The sequence below is a fragment of the Desulfovibrio piger genome, from assembly GCF_951793255.1.
Lineage (GTDB): Bacteria > Desulfobacterota > Desulfovibrionia > Desulfovibrionales > Desulfovibrionaceae > Desulfovibrio.
The window spans coordinates 466387-482522 of record NZ_OX636706.1 but is presented as its reverse complement, the minus strand read 5'-3'; the positions used below and the strand labels follow the sequence as shown (position 1 = coordinate 482522).

Below are 16136 nucleotides of genomic sequence, written 5' to 3'. Positions count from 1 at the left end.
CATGCCTCGACCGTCAAGCGAAATTGTAATAAAATTACAAAAACAGCGAGAGGCAAGAGGAGTTCGGTATGGGAATTTTATCCTTTCTGTTTGGTCGCAGAAGGGCTGCTGTCAAGGAGCAGGCCGGCAGCGTAGGCATATCGCATGGTGAGGACGTACCCGTTGCTGTCAGCGCTGAGGTAACGCCAGATGATGCAGCATCGACACAAGAGGCATCCGTTGAAGAGGAGTTTGCCGCGCTGCACCGCAAGGCAACGGAGTTCAAGGACGCCAAACAATGGGAAGATGCTATAGCCTGTCTGCGAAAGGCTAAAGAATTGGTAACTCCTTCAGGGGATGGGCATACGGTGCAGAGGCTTTGTCGGCTTCCTCTGTTTTTACAGCAGGCAGGGCATTTTGACGAAGCCCTCGCCGAGTTTCAGGAATTGCTGGATAATGCGGAAGCCGCCAATCAGTATGAGTTCGGACATCAGCGCAAAAATGTACGGGAGAAATTTCTTCATTTGCGTCTGTCTGAGATATACGGCCACATGATGACGGCTTGCAAACGGCAGAAACGGTCAGACCTGCTTGAAATATACAGCGAAAAGGCTCGTTTTCATTACGGCAAGTTTACGCGCATGAAAGCCGCTCAGGAAGCCGCTGAACGAAGAAAACTCAAGCATTGACCGGCGGGCCGCTGGTACCGCCGCCCGTATCTACGCCGCCGTGCCTGTGTTCCTTCAGGGAAACGTCGCCGGCCTTTACGTCGTTGCCGGGCACGGTCACGTCACCGCGATTCACGGTCAGGGGACCGTCGATCTCCGCCGTGGTCGGGCCGTCACCCTCATAGCTCCGCATGGACAAGGCTCCCCGCATGGTAATGGTCGGCGCGGCCAAGGTAAGGGCCACCTTTGACTCCACGCGAGCGGGGCCTTCCACTGTCACGTCAGCCTTGCCCGTGCAGGTAGCCACGATTTCCCCCTGAACATCCGCCGTCAGCCTGTGCGCCGCGCGGTCATAGCGCAGCACCGTGCCGTCGGCATAGCGCCGCACATCCACATCCGGGCCTCCAGTCTGCGGCACGGGGTCCGCGTCCGACCAGACCGCGCCCAGGATGACGCCGTCCTCCCCCCGCAAGTCAAGGAGAAGCACCACCTGTTCCCCCACGTCCGGCAGATTGAGCGCCTTGTCCCTGTGCGTGCGGCGCTGGAGCACCGGCAGGAAGGCCGTTTCCAGATTATCGTATTCCGGCAGGCTGGCCCGCGCCCAGCCCCGCCCGGCGTCCACCGCCGTGACGATGCCGAAGGCGAACGTTGCCCCGGATTCTTCCTGTGTCCGGCTCATGCCTTTTTCTCCGGGGCCGCCGTCCGTGCAAGCGTCAGCGTTGTTGTGTATCCCTCCCGGCTTATTTCATGCCGGGAGCAGGTGATCAGGTACTTGCCCGCCGGCGCGCCGAAGTCTTCCCCAAGTTCCACCGATACTCCGGCACGCAGGGAAGGGTCGCCGTACAGTGAAAGTTCCGCATGGCAACGTTCCAGTTCCACGTCCTGAAGAGCCGCGTTGCCCTTGGCTTCAAGCTGCGCCTGGCTGCCGCGCCCCACGATGCGCAGCTCGTCACCGCTGGCTTTTTTTGAGGTTCGCCCGCGTTTCTTCTGTGCCTGCTCCGTGGTGGCCACCACGGCCAGGCTGTCGTCGCTGCTCTTGCCGTACACCTTCAGCGCCTTTTTCCCCGCGTCCTGTTTCTTGATTTTGACCTTTTGGGGAATGTCCTTCAGCTTGTCCCGGAAGCTGCACGACGTCACGTCCTCCCGTTTGAAGGTCCGCGCGCTGTCCGCAGTCAGCACACTGTCCTTGCGCTGGAAAATCATCTTTTTGCCGCTGATCTTGAACGTGTGCCCGTACTCGCCGGCAAGCCGGGTCAGAAAGGCAAGATCGCTCTCCTGATACTGCGTCACCCGGTCAAGGGGTATGTCCGCCACTTCTCCGGCCGGCGTCAGCCCCAGCCGTCCGCACACCACGCGGACCACTCCGGCCAGCGTAGTTTTCTCGTACCCCTTGCTTTTCCGCGTCCTGCACGAAACGCTGATGCCTGTGGCCAGCGCCCGGATGGAAACCTCGTCCGGTGGAAAGGAAAGTTCTATCTCGTCAATCTCGAAGGAGCCGCAGGAAACAGGCTCCTGCCCGGCGTAGCCGATGGATACCGTGAGGGAATCCCCCTTGCCCGGGTACCAGTCGCCGCGCCAGCGCCCGTCGGTGTCTTCAAGGCGCAGCTCCAGCTCGTCGGATTCCCCGGACAATCTGTCCGTATAGCCGACGCTGAGAAGATACGGGCTGATGTCCGCGGAAATGTCCTTTCCTTCATATATGATCCGTGCCTGGGGCACAGGGACTTCTACCGGGCCGCTCATGTTCATTCCTCACTCGCCCCGGAGCACCAGGGCGGAAGATTGACGTTGTGTTCCAGTTCCGCGGCCCTGACCACAGGGATGAATATCCGTACCCCGCCCGGAAGGACCGGGGTTATCGGCATGTGGGGATTGGCCGTGATGATGCGTTCCACTTCCGATACATCCCCGTAGTAGCGCCAGGCCAGCGTATCCCAACGCTCGCCCTCACTTGTGACGTGTACGAGCCTGTCCACATCAAGCCTCCTGAACTCGCCGCGCTGCGACGTCGGCGGAAAACCGTTGCAGGACGGGCGCGCAACGGTCAAGGCAGGACGAGCCCGCGACCAGGCAGGCATCCACCTGCCCCAGCGTTTGCCCCACGTTGCCTGTATCCACGCCCAGCGTAGAGGCAAGGGCTGCCCCGTCCCGCATGAGGCCGGCCAGTTCTCCGGCGGCTCCCACGGCGATCGTGATCTCTTCCAGCGGCAGGGCCGACAGGCACGCCACGAGGGCGTCTGTCAATCCTGACGCCAGGCCGCCCGCCTTGCCCAAAAGTCCCCCCAGCCTGTCCGCGCCGCCCAGAGCCAGAGACACGGCCTCGAACGGACCGCCCGCGCCCGCCACATCTCTGGCCAGCCCCACAAGATCCGTGGCCTCGCTGACGATCCCCCGTGCCTGCTGCGCAAAGGAAACCGCCGTGCGCATGGTGTCCCACAGGCCTCCGCCGGCCGCCGGCGTCGCCAGGGAAAGCAGGGAGCCCCGGCCCGGGTATACCGCCAGAGAAGGGGCACCGTCGCTCACCGCCGGACGCTCAAGGGGCTTTGCCGGGTCGCCCGTGTATTCCTTCAGCTCCGCCTGCATGGAAATCAGCCAGGGTGTACCGGACGGGGAGCACTGCTCAAATGTGGTGGAGAGCCGTTCAAGGACGAAGTAGCCCCACCAGGAGCCGTCGCCGAACACCAGCGGATGGGCCTGATGCCCCCTCAGCATGGTTTCCAGCTTCTTTTTCTCTTCGGCCGGTGTGCAAAAACTGAAATGCAGATCAAAGACCAGATTCAGCACGTCCAGCTCCCGGCCGGTGTATTGCAGACGCGGGGCGCGGGAGAACAGGGCATGCTCCGCGAATGCCGCCCCCTGCTGCACGTCAAGCCCGGATGGCGAAAGCCGTGGAGCAAAAAGCACGTCCCCCAGTGTGGCGAAAACGCTAAACATACGCGCGGCGCTCCCTGTCGTGCATGACGCGGCGGATCATGCGTTCCAGCTCCGGCAAGGTCATGGCAAGAGCACTCCGTACTTCCTTTTCCGTCGCGTTGCCCTGGATGGTGATGTTCGGCGAAAAGGTGACGTTCACCCCGGCGCTGCCACCAAAGCCGTGTATGCCCTCCCGGTCGGCCCGCGCGGCTCTGGCGATCTTTGCCGGGCCGTCCGGAGCGGTCAGCAGCCTGGGCGGCTGCCATTCAGCCGCTGCGGCTTTTGCGAGGCCGGCGGCGGCACCGGCTGCTTCGCCTTCCCCGGCCTTTATGCCCAGGGCGGCGCCCTGGGCGACGTTCAGGCCGTAGCCGGCAAAGACCTTGCTCGGACTGGCGATACCGAGCCAGCCCTTGAATTTGTTCTTCACGCTCTCGGCCATGCCCGCGATGGCTTCCGTCGCCGCATCGATGCCGGACTTGAGCCCCTCGACAAGACCGGAAGCCACACTCCTGCCCAAGCCCAGGAATTGAGCCGGCAAGCCCTTGATATATGTCATGCCGCCCTGGAATTTGGTCTTGACCGTGTTCCAGCCCGCTTCCAGCGCCGGGCCGATACCGCCTTCAGGAAAGATCGAGGCTATCAGCTCCCGACCCTGTTGCATGAGACGCGGCCCCAGCGCCTTCAGCCAGTTCCAGCCGGCGGAAAAGGCGGCCTTGACCTTGTCCCAGTTCTTGTAGATCAGGTAAGCGGCCACGCCGATGCCCGTTACCAGAAGCCCCACGGGGTTGAGCAGCAGGGCGCGCCCCAGTACGAATACTGCCTTGCCGGCAAGCGAAAGCCCTTTCACAAGAGCGCCGGAAAGCACGCGCCCCGCACGAAGCACAAGAGTTCCAAGACCGCGGACGGCGCTGCCTGCCTTGCCCAGCGCCCCGGCAAAAATACCGGCAGCGCGGGGCGACAGGCCGAACAGACGGAACAATGCCTGCATAGGGCGGACGCCGCCGGCCAGCAGGGCACGGAAAGTCAGGAACCGGACCGCCGCCGATACCAGTGGCCCGCCAAGCAAGGTGAAGCCCAGACGCAAGGCCAGCAACCCGCCCCGGAACAGGAACAGGCCAGCGGCCACTTTCGCCACCAGTGCCACAGTCTCCTGGTTCTGTTCCATCCAGTCCGCCCCGCGCTGGAGCAGCGGCAACAGGCTGTCCCCCACGGCCAGCGCCGAGGGCAAAAGCGCCTTACCCAGCGATTCCGCCGCAAGATCGAACTCCACGCGCAGCCGTTTTGCTTTTTCCACCGGAGACGCCATTCGCAGGTCAAAATCTTTTCCGAGAACGTCCTGTTTGCCCGCTTCCAGGGCTTCGGCCTTGATCTTTTTGTAGTCGTCCATCTGCATGACGAGCGGCCGCAAAAAGTTCATGGCCTGCATGTCCCGGAACAGGTCGGAAAGCGCGTAGGCTTCGCTGATGCGCTGCAAGGCCTGCTTCCGCTTGGCCTCATCCTCGATCGTCATGGCTTTCTTGAACTCGGCGGCCGCCTGCGGGCTCTTGCTTTTCATGTATTCCATGACAAGCCGCATGGTCCCCTCGAAGGGGCCGATGCCGTCTTTGGCCAGCTGCTTCAGCGAGCCTTGCAGATCAATGCCCGCGTCGGCGAAGTTCTTCACCGTGTCCGGAGCGAAGATCTTTTGCAGATAGTTGCGCATATTGTTCGCGGCTTCATCATTGGTACCCGCGCCACGCCGGGCAATCTGCAATCCCGCCGTCATTTCCGCCACGGCCTGCTGTCCCGTGACGCCCATGCCGGCAAACATCGGTGCCAGCTGGGGGAGGAACTTCGCCATGTCCTTCATTTCCACAAGACCGGCCTTGCCGCCCGCAGCCAGAATATTGAAGGATTCGTTCAGCCCTTCGGCCGTAATGCCCAGGTTGTCACGCAGGGCCAGCGTGGTCGCGCCAAGGTCGTCCATACTTGCCCGGGTCGACGTGGCCGTCCGGGCAAGCACCGCCCCGTAACCTTCCAGCTCTTCCCGGCTTTGGACGCCGCCCGCCACCAGGACCTGCATCCCCTGCAGGACGTCCGTCTGGTACTGGTTGGATTCCCGCGAGATGTTCCGTACGGATTCGGACAGCCTGGCTTCATCCTCAGCACTCATGCCGCCGGTTATGGCCATGTCGCGGATGGTGTCCTGCTTTTGCGCCGCTGTCTTGACGGCCATTGCCGCCGGCGCGGCGGCAGCCGCTCCGGACACGGTCAGCTTGCCCACATCGGCATAAAGGCGGCTGCGCTTTTCGGCAACGGCATTGCTGCGATCCATCGCGCGGGCAAGTGCTTCCTCGTTGCGTCTGAGCTCCACTTGCCGAAGCGCCAGGGCTCGCATGGCAGCTTCCGCCCGGGACCGGTTCCCGGCTTCGATATTCGTGCGCTTCAGATAGTCATGAAGCGCCTTCTGCTTTTTTGCCAGGAGATCAGAGGCCGCGCCCGTGCCTTTCAATGCGTTTTCCGCGGCACCCGCCGCGTAGGAAAATGCCTTGTCGAACTCCCGCGCCACGCCGGGAAGCGCGGCCACCTGCCCGGAAAGTTTGCTGACCTGCCCGCCGGCGTTACCGGCCGCGGCACCGGCCTGACCAAAGGAACCCGCAGCCGCAGAACCTGCCGTGGCCGCGGCCTGCCGGGCCAGAGCGGAAGAACGGGCAAACTCCCCGGTCGCGGCCGCTCCGGCCCGCACGGCTGCCGCCTGTTGCCGCGCGTCGGCATGCATGCCGCGAAAACCCGCACGGGCGGCGTCCACGGCGGACCGGAAGGACGACGCCAGGCGGGCGCTGATATTGACGGCTAGGGAAAGCTCTCGCGGCATGGTCACTTCTTCAGGCTGTCGTTATAGGCTTCGATCTGGGAAGCGGCGTCTTCCACCGCTTCCCGCCATTCTTCCATCGTGAGGTCGTCAATGTCCCGCGGCGACCAGCGCCACCAGCGGGCAAGCATGGCGTTACCGCTCCGAAACGTCGCCCGTGACACCGACGAGGCGAAAGAAGCGGTCACGCAGGGCCAGATAATCGCGGGCATCCATGTCCAGCAGGTCGTCTTCGAGCATGTCGCACATGACCGCAACGCCCGATATCTCGTAATCTTCCGCCTTTTTCGTCCGGCGGTTAGCTTCCCGGATGTCGCGGGCCGTAAGGCGGGGACGCAGGTTGATTTCCTTCAGCTCCCGCCCGTCCGTCATGGTGTAGGGGAAAAGCAGGGTGTAGGTATGTTCATCCTTGACGGCCTCTTGGGGCTGTTCCTTGACTTCGCCCATGATCTAGCCTCCGATGTTGACGCGGTAATTGGAAAGGAGATCCCTTCCACCCGCCTTGTAGATGTTCGCCAGCACGTCCAGCTCCAGAATGTCCTGACCGTCGAGGACCTGCTTGACGTAGGTGCAGGAAAACTTTGTGGTCAGGGAAACGCCCTCGTGCTGCTTGAACTCGCCTAAGGGGAACGACTTGAACTGTACGGTCAGGAAGGTGACCAGCGGGGCCTCCCTGTCGCGTCCCTGGCTGCTCCACAATTCCCAGGAAGAGCGGCACTGAAGGGAATACGCCGTGAAGATATCCGCCTGGGACTTCAGCACGTCCGCATAGAAAGAGTTCCAGACGATCTCGCCTTCCATTTTCTCAAAACCCGCAGGCAGTTCGAACTTGCCCACCATGCCCAGGGCGCTGTGTTCTTTCATGGCCGCCGTGATCTCCGGCAGCTTCACTTCAGCAGCCCGTCCCAGCAGGGTTTTTCCGTTCAGGTAGATGGTCGCATTGACTACCTGCGCAGTCTGTATGCCGCTCATGATGCCTCCTTATTCGCCGCCACTCAGGGAAACAAGATATTCCCCGGTCAGTTCGCTTTCATAGGTCAGGCGTTCCAGCGGGGGCTTGGGGGTAAACTTGTATTGAATCAGCAGGTGCCCGGCCTTGATCTCCGTATCCGGGTTGCGTGCCTGGTCGAACCAGGCCAGGCCGCCCATGATGGCCCCGTCGCCCTGGAGCTTGCGGAAAAACTGGTTCACGCTCTCCAGGATCGTGTCGATGAGCGCCTTGTCGATGGGCCGGTCCATGAACTGTGCCGAAGAGTAGCGGATGCTTTCGTCGATGATATCCTTGGTCCTGCGAACGCAGATGAAGGTCTCCCAGTCCGTCTCCGTCGGCCAGGCGCTGGAGCGGTTGCCCCAGACCTTCCAGCCGGAGCCATAGGAATTGAACACGGTCAGGATGCCCTTTTCGTTCAACAGGTTGACCTGGCTTTGCGCGTCGTCGATCTTGGCGGTCAGGGAAAGCTCCGCGCCCGTGATGCCCTGGATGGCCTCGTTGCTGGGGCTTTTCCAGTAGCCTTCATTGTTGTCCGTCACGCACATGACGCCGGCAAGACGCTGGGAAAACGGCTCCAGGACGTCGGCATCCAGTTCCGCGCTGTACACCTTCAGGTGCGGGAAGCAGAGCACCGTCCGCTGGCTGGCAAAGGAAAAGTTGATCGTGCCCGCAGGACCGCGTCCGGTGACGGCCTCGTCAAAGGTGGTGCCCACAGGCGCATCGATGAGCGCCATTGCCTGGAGCTTCTCCGCCTGGGCCACCATCTCGGACGCCACGGAAAGCTGCGTGCAGTAACCCGGCGCGATCAGGATCTTGGGGTCATAGCCGAAAAGCTGGTAACAGCTTTCCAGCAGGGCAAAGCCCGTGCGGTCCCCGTCTTCGTCAATACCGCCGATAATGTCCTCCGCCTTGACCTTGGATGGATCGGCGTATTTGTAAGTCGCCTTCACCTTGCCGCCCGCCGGGATCCCCCCGGAAGCCAGGCGTGTCACCAGTCCGGACGTGGCCGAAAGCGTGTAGTCCTCGCCTTCCGTATAGGTGGTCTCTCCGTTTTCATCCTTCAGCACCAGCTCGCGCACGGCGACATGGGCAAGGTTCGCCCGTCCGTTCACGGCGACGAACTCCAGCACCTCGTCCGTTGCCTGTTCGCAATGCACAGCAGGGTCAAGGACGTTGACGACGATCACCGTGCCCGCTCCGTGGTCGAAAATGGCGTCCAGCGCCTGGGGGATGGTGAAGCCCGAAAGCGCGGAGCCGAACTGGGCGGCGTCACTCGAGGAAAGAATCTGGACCGGCTCGTTGACGGGGCCGGCGGGCGCGATCCCCACCAGCCCGACAACGGCGGACTTGACGACGGTGATCGGCACACCGCCGTTTTTGACCTCGATCGTTTCCACGCCATGCAGAAAATTCGCGGCCATTATGCGTTCTCCTTCTCGGCGGGGGGCATCGCCGTTTCCGTTTGGGCCGGATGGCCCGGCATGGGAGCCAGGCAGCCCCGCTTGACCATACGCTGTACCCAGGGGTGCTCTTCCGGCAGGTCGCAGGTGCGGCCGGGATAAAGCAGCACTTCGCGCCGCCCTCCGCCGGCAAGCTCCAGGGTCGCCCCGGTCGTCAGACGCCCGCAAAATTTGTAGATCATGATATTTCTCCCTTGAAACCGACGTCCGCCAGTTTCGGTTCGTCTTCCATCTCCATCGCCTCCACCAGCATCCCGGTACAGGTCAGGGTCAACTCGTACCACCACAGCCGGGACGCCTGTCCGGCGAAGCGTTCGGACCGCATGTGCAGTTTGCCGCAGTCCGGCGGGCGGAAACCCGTCAGCAGCCTCCGGATACGGTCGACCATGTCCACGGCCCCGTCCCGGCCGTTCAGCTGCCGGAACACCAGGATGACCGAAAGGCTGATCTCCCGCTCCTGGATCACCGCGAACATGTCCCGCGAAGGCCCGTACGTCGCCCCGGCATAGCCCACAAGAGCCGCGCCCACGGGATGGTTCAGGCGGTATTCCCTTTCTTCTTCCGGCCAGAACTCGGCCGAAAGCGGCAGCTCCGCCAGCCGGGACCGTATGGCCTCAAGCATCTCATTGGTCGTCGCCATCATGACCTCTCATACGCTTTGCGCATGGCGTCTGAAAAAAAGGCCTTCGGCGCGCTCATGCGATGTTCCCCGCGTTCCGGCAGGACTTCGGCCGTAGCCGCCACCCCCAGGGTGATCCGCCCGCTGCGTATCTGTTCCAGCGTCTTCACCGCGGCCCTGTATGTTTCCATGACCGTTTCCGGCATGTCGCTTTCCGGGCGGCGCTCGTACAGTTTGAAGCGGGCTATGGTCCGCACCACGTCCCGAAGCAGCGTGGGGACCGTGGCAAGCGGCAGTTCGTAACGGCCCCGGAGATACCCGTCCACCAGTTCCCCGGCGGCACGCAGGGCTTCCTCCACCTTGCCCATGTCCGGCTCCGTCCCGCGCGGGTCGTCGTTCGTCAGCTCGATGACCGACTGCCCGGGCAGGAAGGAAAGCAGTTCTTCAGGCGTCAGGTACATGGTCAGGCCAGCGAAAGTTCGGCCAGGGCGCCCGGGACGTGGCAGATGCATACAGGGTTGCTCTGTACTTCCATGTCCCAGCCCTTGCCCATAGGCCGCGGTTCCGTCTTGGCGTAGAACGGCAGGCCGATGGTATTGACTGTCTCGTTCCAGTTGGCCGGGGCATAGAACGTACTGAACAGGCCAGATCCCACGGGGTAGAAATGCGCCTTGCCGTCTTCAACCAGGGGCTTGCCGCCGATCTCGTCCGGGCAGTCCCAGAACGTCACACCGCCGTAGGTGAAGCCCTTGCGGTCGTCTTCCCCGAACCTGTCCTGGACCGCCTGCCACCGCTCGTAGGCCTCACGCACCAGGGCATGGCCGGTCAGCCCGTCAAAGAAGGCCGGCGAACACATGCACTCGAACCGTTTGATCATGAAGCCGGAAAGGTATTTCTTGGCGTTGCGCTTCACATCGTAGATGGCTTTCTTGATCGGGTTGTCCTTGACGGATTCCGCCGTGGGCAGGGTGATGGCCTTTTTGAGCTGCGCCACGCCCGCGGCGTCGAACAGGTTCAGCAGCACATCGCCCCCGGCGTCATAGATCACGCCCTTCACGGCCCCGGTCCGATGGTATTCCAGCGTCGCCGTGATGGAATCCTTCAAGTCCTGCATCCTGTCGTTCAGGACGCGGTCGACCGTGGAAAGCTGCTCCGTGCCGAAGGCGCGCAGATCCTGCACGTCGTCAGGCAGGAGCACGTCCGAAAGCGGCAGGTGCGCGGTCTGGAAGGTCTGCGTTTTCCATTTGCTCCCGCGTCCGGCAAGCGGCGTCGCGCCTTCGCGGCGGTCGCGGTTGGGCACCAGCACAAAGCGGCCGTGCCGCACGTCCAGGGTCACGCTCGTGGTGCGGCTGCCCTTTTCCTCAAACAGGCCGATGCTGCCGAAATAGGTCGGCTTCACCGGCAGCAGGTTCACGGCTTTGGTCAGTTCCGAAGCCGAACGCATATTCACGGTAAGCATGGTTCCTCCTAGCGGGCGACGATGCCCAGAGCTTCAAGCACCGCCAGCGCCGCGGGCTTCTTTTCCTCCGCGCCGGCGGGCCATTTGAGCATGGAAGCCGACACCAGCGCCCCGCGCTTGAGCACGGGCGCTTCAATATTGACGGACGAGGCGGCAACGGTCCGAAGGAGAATCCCCACGGGAGCGGGGTCGGTCGTCGCGGCGGCCTTTTCTTCCCCTTCCTCCAGGGCGGCCGCGGCAGCTGCGGGGGCCCACGGAGAAAGCGTCCCGTCGTCGTTTTTCATAAGGACGGTCCCCAGAGGGATTTCCGCCGAAGCGGCCTTGATGGCCGCCGTTTCCCGGCAGTAGTCCGGGGAGATCTCGAAAAGCACCAGTTCGCCCAAAAGTTCCGGGGCGTCATAGTTTTTGACGTCGAGCATGTCCTACCTCCTGCCTTTCGCCTGTTCGGCGCGGCGGCGGGCGTCGGCTACAAGCGGGGATTCCTTCAAAGCGGGATCCGCTCCGCGTTCGGCGAACTCCGCGAACATCACCACAGGCTCGGCGGCAGACAGAAGGGAGCGGAAGCGTTCGGCCAGCGGCCCGGCTTCGTCGCCCTCGCCGAAGGCGATCATGCTGCCGTCTTCTTTCGGCGTGGTCAGGGCATCCAGCGTGGCTACCACCACGTCACGCCCGGCCGGGGCCAGCTTGCCGGCGGAAACAAGTCCTTCCGCAAAGGCCAGGTTGTCCGCATGGCGGCGCTCGGCGTCCTGTTTCGCCATGCGTGTCTTCATCTCTTCCAGCTCCTTCCTCAGTGCCGCGTTCTCGGCCGCAGGGTCGGTTTTTCTGTCCATAGGGTCCTCGTTCTGTTCATTGTTCAGGGGATCGGCGGACGGCATCCCTTCGGGGGGCGCGGCTTCCTCTTCGCCGAAGACAAGGAACAGCGTGTCGTCTTCGGCGAAGTTCAGCGGCCCCAGGCCCTTCACCGCCGGAGGCATGGCCCCCAGCACGCCCACATGCCGCAGGTAGTAGCCGCCTGGCTTCGGATTGCACGGGGAATCCGGCGCGTAAAAGGCCGCCGAAACGTGTTTGTAGCGGCCCGCTTCCACGGCCTCGGCAAAGGCCGGGTCCATCTGCCGGAAATCCGCCTCCAGCCGCAGGCCGACGCACTTCAACCCAGATACCCAGCCCATAGCCGGGTCGTCCGTTTTCGGGTGCCCGATAACCAGCGGGGCCTCGTGCACCGCCGTGTCATAGGCCGCGGCTATGGCGTTCAGGTCCGCCTCGCTGAACTCGACCTCCTGCCCCGTAATGGTCCGGTGCCGCCCGGCCCGGAAAATTGTCTTACCCATAGCTCCAATCCTTTTTTGCGGTGGTTTACTGTCGCCATCCGTAAGGCGGCCAGGCCGCCTAACGGCTGCCGCGCAAAAAGCCTCCTTTGTCTTCCGTTCTACGGGAAAGGCAGAGGAGGCGTCTTTGAAAGGGCTTTAGGAAATTGTTCCCGCCCAAATTCGGGAGAAAGCGCGGGTGGGGGAACTCGGCTTGGTTATGCTCGCCCCCCCTGGGATATGTTTAAAAACGTTTATAAACAGGTTTTCCGGCTCAAAACTGCCTTTGCCCGAACATCGGGAAGGGCGGAAGAAAAAAGGCCGCTGCGAAGGGAATCAAACTGATTCCGCCAGGTGGTCATAAATGGCGGCCAGCACGCCGCGCTCGGCTTCCGGTGACAGGTTGCCGTCCCTGTCCACGGGAATGAAGGGGCGGGCCGGGATGCGGACTTTCTTCCCCCGACCGGCCATGCCCCCGAACTGATGGATCGCCGCGTATTCCAGGACGGAACCGATGGTGACGGAATCCCTGTCCGAGTGGGCGCGGATGCTGCTGCGAAGCGCTCCCGTGTCCTGAAGGATGGCAAGCCCGCCTTCCAGCTTCCGCTTCGCCGATGCCCGCAGATCTCCGTCCTTCCTCAATACACTGGAAATGCCTTTGCTCCTGCCTTCTCTGTCCTTCCCCATGAGCCGGTTCAGGATGGTCGCCTGGGAAAGCGGCTTCCAGTGGGGCCGCCCCTGGGCGCGGAAATTGTCGTCCGTCTCCTTTTCCAGAAGGCCGCCTATGTCCCGCATGGCCGGGCGAAGGTCGCGTGCCGCGCGTGCCAGACGGTCAAGGGCGGCCTCCACCACTGCCGATTCCACCGTGATGGTTATGGGGGTGACTTCCTCTGCCATTGTTGACTCCTTCATCGGCTGAGCCTATCCTGAAGAAAATTGACTGATCAGCATGTGCGAGAGCCGTCCGGGTCGCAGGGGACAAAGCGGACGGTGAAGGACGGGACGGGTGGCCTTGCAGCCCGTCCGGGTTGGCCCGCATTCTGATCAGTCTTTTTTTGTGCCTGCTGCGTACAGCAGGACGCCCGTCCGTGCCTTGTCAATTTCCTTGTCCCGGTATTTCATACCGTTCCAGAACAGGCTTCCATCCTTGTTTACCCGCACAATGAGCAGCATATTGCTGCTACGGAAGAACCGGGCGTAGCGCCGCCGGTAGCCGTCGGCATACGCCGTCAACCATATTTCACCGGGCTCCTCCAACGTGGGTAAAATGAAGGCCGCGAACTGCTCGCGGGCGTCACGTTCCTTTTGTACCATGTGCCGTATGAGCGCCCGCTGAAGGACCACCGGGCCGGCCGGCGTTTCCACTACGCGTGGCTTTTCCCCGTCCAGCTTCAGGGCCGCGGCAAGCTGTTCTTCCGCCTCTTCCCGGGTCTTTGCCGGCGGCAGGCGCTCCGGGCTTTCCCCCAGACCGGCCTTATCCATGTCCTTCGCTTTCGGCAGTCCGTAGTCGGCAAAGGTCGGCTGCCCCGGCAACATGGCCGTGCTACCCGTGCCCTTTCCGCCCACGCCCGGCGGAATATCCGGCAAGGCCCGCATGGGGTCCCACGTTTCCCAGCCTGCGCCGGGGTTGCGGGAAAAGCCGGGGTCCACAAAGACCACCCGGCCCGAAGGCGTGCCGTCCAGCATGTAGCCGCCCACCTGTACCGTGCGCACTTCCCCCGTGTCCCTGTCCGGCTTCAGCTCCACTTCCCGCTCCGTCATGGCCCCGTCGCCGTGTTTGACTTCCCCGGGGGCAACTTCCCGACGGGAAAGGGAAACCACCGTGCAGCGGCAGCGGAATCCGTTCGGGGGATAGAATGTCTTCCAGAACGGATCATCCACAGGAAAAACAAGGCCGTCCAGGGCGCGGTGCGCCGGGCGGGTGCGCCCGTCCATGATGGCGGAATAGCGCAGATAGGGCCGCTCCTTCTTTGTCTCCTGCTGGCGCTGCCAGCGCCCGGCGGCATACGCCGTCATGACGTTCTGCCGGAAAATGAGATCGAGCCGGGACGCGTTGCCCTTCTGATAGACGCGGGCCTTTCCGTCTTCGTCAATGATGACTTCCGACCCCCACCAGCCTTTTTGCTTCAGCGTAGGCGTAATTTCCTTTGCCCAGCGTTGCCCGCTCCAGCCTTCTTGCAGGGCCGTGGTCAGGGATTTGCGGATATCGAAAAGCACGTCGTCACGGGCCACGCCCGCCACGGTGAACACCCTGTCGTGTTCTTCCTGCCAGACCTGCCGCCAGTCGAAGGAGATCTTGTAGCCCTTGCTTTCAAAGTATTTGACCGCCTCTTCAGGCGGCAGGCGGAACGCGGCTTGCAGACTTACGCTTTCAGGCATTGACATACCCCCACAGGCGGCACACGAAACGGGCACGCGCCAGCATGTCCGCCATGCCTTCAAGGTCCATCTTCGGGTATTCCGCCGCTATGGCCTCGGCCATGCCTTTTTCCGAGTAGTCACCGCTTTGTGCCAGCCGGTCCAGTACCGGCGCAAGCATGGCCTCGAACGCCGGGGAAAGGTCGGCGGAAAGCGCGTCCACCGGGGCCTGTACCCGCATGGCTTCCGCCAGCGCCGGGGCAGGCTCCGCAAAGAAAGGCTCGTCAGGCGCGCCGTCTTCCGTCCCTTCCGGAGCCGGCTTCTGTCCTTCCGGCTCCTTTTCCTCCCGCAATGCGCCGGGCGGCAGGTTGTAGGTCTTTTCCAGATAATCATCGGTGTAGTAGGGCCGCAGTTCCGCCACGGCCCTGTCCCGTGCGGCCTTCTTCGTGTCCGCTTCCGCTTCGGCCGCCGCGTCCGCCTGCTCGTACAGCACGAATTCCGGCGCGTCCGCTTCCGGCCCAATGTTCAGCTCCACGATCCAGGCCACCAGGTCCTGCACGGCCCGCTGTACCATGACCGCGTCCGCGTCCCGGATGTCTCCCGTCACTTCCAGGCCGGCCGTGGCCGACGCATGGTTGGTGTCCGCTTCCGTGGTCTGATCCTGCCCCAGCAGGGCAATGGAGATTTCCGAGCGGCAGAAACGCAGAAAAGCCTCGTAGTTTTCCGCCGCTCCGGACAGGCTTGAACCGTCCTGCTTCAGAATCTCCACGCTGTTGTCGTTGGGGATGACCATCACCGCGTCCTGAACGCAGGCTTCCAGCGAGGCAAGAAGGTCTTCCTGCTCTTTTGCGGGCGTTTGGCGGTCGAACTTGCCCACCAGCTTGGGCGAGCCGTATTTCTCAACAAACTTGAGCCAGAATTGCAGGCCGCCTTTCTTGAAGGTATGCGGCCAGAAACAGCGGGCCAGGTCCGCTATGCCGTAGGGATTCTTCAAGGTGGCGTCCTGGCGGGAAAGCAGAAACTTGCGCGCCGGCACGGGCACGCCGTTTGCGCTGCCCATGACCATGAAGAGCATGGTCCCTTCGCTGTCGAAGCGGAACCATTCCTGCGGCTTGGCAATGACGGCCCGGGGCAGTACATGGCTTTCCCGCTTTTCCCACATGACTTCCGCGCAGGCGTAGCCGAAAAGCGCCGCCTCCCACAGGCCGCCCACCATGGCCGGCACGTCCAGGCGGGAAAGCGCGTCCTGCACCAGACGGACGGTCTTACTTTTCGCCTTGTCCGTTTCCAGCCGCCAGTCCAGCGCCTTTACCGCGGCGCGACGCCGGCGGGCCAGGCCGCCGATATGCGCGTCGTACAGCATGGCACGATACACCGGCAGGGCGTGGCCCGTGGCCCGAAGAATGGGATCTGGGTTCGGCAGCGGCCAGCCCTGGAAGAACCAGGAACCTTCCGCCGCCTGCAACGTGGCGAACTCTTCAATAAAGGCGGTCATGGCCCCGCGGCCCCCGCTTTTCGGCATAACCGGTTTCTT

At 62.9% G+C, this 16136-nt stretch carries 19 protein-coding genes; 1 reads left to right on the top strand and 18 read right to left on the bottom strand.

Annotated elements, in window-relative coordinates:
- Positions 1-68: 68 nt before the first annotated feature.
- Positions 69-668, top strand: a complete 600-nt coding sequence (locus tag Q4I12_RS02410; RefSeq protein ID WP_302260407.1) for a hypothetical protein — start codon at positions 69-71, stop codon at positions 666-668.
- Here the strand turns inward: Q4I12_RS02410 and Q4I12_RS02405 are convergent.
- The 18 genes from Q4I12_RS02405 to Q4I12_RS02320 form a co-directional block, all read right to left on the bottom strand.
- Positions 658-1326, bottom strand: a complete 669-nt coding sequence (locus Q4I12_RS02405; RefSeq protein WP_302260406.1) for a phage baseplate assembly protein V — start codon at positions 1324-1326, stop codon at positions 658-660. The two genes, Q4I12_RS02410 and Q4I12_RS02405, sit on opposite strands and share 11 nt — an antisense overlap.
- Complete coding sequence (locus Q4I12_RS02400; protein ID WP_302260404.1) at positions 1323-2390, bottom strand: phage late control D family protein; 1068 nt, start codon at positions 2388-2390, stop codon at positions 1323-1325. The genes Q4I12_RS02405 and Q4I12_RS02400 overlap by 4 nt, the downstream gene beginning before the upstream one ends.
- 2 nt (positions 2391-2392) lie before the next feature.
- On the bottom strand, positions 2393-2623 hold the full coding sequence (locus Q4I12_RS02395; protein WP_302260402.1) for a tail protein X: 231 nt from the start codon (positions 2621-2623) through the stop codon (positions 2393-2395).
- A 1-nt stretch (position 2624) separates the two neighbouring features.
- Positions 2625-3581 (bottom strand): phage tail protein, encoded by a 957-nt coding sequence (locus tag Q4I12_RS02390; protein ID WP_302260400.1) that lies wholly within the window; start codon positions 3579-3581, stop codon positions 2625-2627.
- Entirely contained in the window at positions 3574-6108 is a 2535-nt protein-coding gene (locus Q4I12_RS02385) for a phage tail tape measure protein (protein WP_302260398.1), read from the bottom strand. The genes Q4I12_RS02390 and Q4I12_RS02385 overlap by 8 nt, the downstream gene beginning before the upstream one ends.
- Positions 6109-6416: 308 nt before the next feature.
- Positions 6417-6542 carry a hypothetical protein gene (locus Q4I12_RS02380; RefSeq protein ID WP_278901124.1) on the bottom strand — a complete coding sequence of 42 codons (126 nt, stop codon included), beginning with the start codon at positions 6540-6542 and terminating at the stop codon, positions 6417-6419.
- A 4-nt stretch (positions 6543-6546) separates the two neighbouring features.
- Entirely contained in the window at positions 6547-6858 is a 312-nt protein-coding gene (locus Q4I12_RS02375; RefSeq protein ID WP_302260395.1) for a phage tail assembly protein, read from the bottom strand.
- A gap of 3 nt (positions 6859-6861) precedes the next feature.
- A complete protein-coding gene (locus Q4I12_RS02370) occupies positions 6862-7383 on the bottom strand; it encodes a phage major tail tube protein (RefSeq protein WP_302260393.1) in 522 nt (173 codons plus the stop codon).
- A gap of 9 nt (positions 7384-7392) precedes the next feature.
- Positions 7393-8823: a phage tail sheath subtilisin-like domain-containing protein gene (locus Q4I12_RS02365; protein WP_302260392.1), complete on the bottom strand. Its 1431-nt coding sequence runs from the start codon at positions 8821-8823 to the stop codon at positions 7393-7395.
- A complete protein-coding gene (locus tag Q4I12_RS02360; RefSeq protein WP_302260391.1) occupies positions 8823-9044 on the bottom strand; it encodes a hypothetical protein in 222 nt (73 codons plus the stop codon). The genes Q4I12_RS02365 and Q4I12_RS02360 overlap by 1 nt, the downstream gene beginning before the upstream one ends.
- Positions 9041-9502 (bottom strand): Gp37 family protein, encoded by a 462-nt coding sequence (locus Q4I12_RS02355; protein ID WP_302260389.1) that lies wholly within the window; start codon positions 9500-9502, stop codon positions 9041-9043. The genes Q4I12_RS02360 and Q4I12_RS02355 overlap by 4 nt, the downstream gene beginning before the upstream one ends.
- On the bottom strand, positions 9502-9942 hold the full coding sequence (locus tag Q4I12_RS02350; RefSeq protein WP_302260387.1) for a gp436 family protein: 441 nt from the start codon (positions 9940-9942) through the stop codon (positions 9502-9504). Before Q4I12_RS02350 ends, Q4I12_RS02355 begins: the two co-directional genes overlap by 1 nt.
- 2 nt (positions 9943-9944) lie before the next feature.
- Entirely contained in the window at positions 9945-10940 is a 996-nt protein-coding gene (locus Q4I12_RS02345) for a major capsid protein (RefSeq protein WP_302260386.1), read from the bottom strand.
- Between the two features lie 8 nt (positions 10941-10948).
- Positions 10949-11359, bottom strand: a complete 411-nt coding sequence (locus Q4I12_RS02340) for a head decoration protein (protein WP_302260385.1) — start codon at positions 11357-11359, stop codon at positions 10949-10951.
- A gap of 3 nt (positions 11360-11362) precedes the next feature.
- Positions 11363-12268, bottom strand: a complete 906-nt coding sequence (locus Q4I12_RS02335; protein WP_302260384.1) for a hypothetical protein — start codon at positions 12266-12268, stop codon at positions 11363-11365.
- A gap of 312 nt (positions 12269-12580) precedes the next feature.
- Entirely contained in the window at positions 12581-13141 is a 561-nt protein-coding gene (locus Q4I12_RS02330) for a phage virion morphogenesis protein (protein WP_302260382.1), read from the bottom strand.
- A 147-nt stretch (positions 13142-13288) separates the two neighbouring features.
- Positions 13289-14623: a phage minor head protein gene (locus Q4I12_RS02325; protein ID WP_302260380.1), complete on the bottom strand. Its 1335-nt coding sequence runs from the start codon at positions 14621-14623 to the stop codon at positions 13289-13291.
- Positions 14616-16124, bottom strand: coding sequence for a DUF935 domain-containing protein (locus Q4I12_RS02320; RefSeq protein WP_302260378.1), 1509 nt, complete (start codon positions 16122-16124; stop codon positions 14616-14618). The genes Q4I12_RS02325 and Q4I12_RS02320 overlap by 8 nt, the downstream gene beginning before the upstream one ends.
- Positions 16125-16136 lie beyond the last annotated feature (12 nt).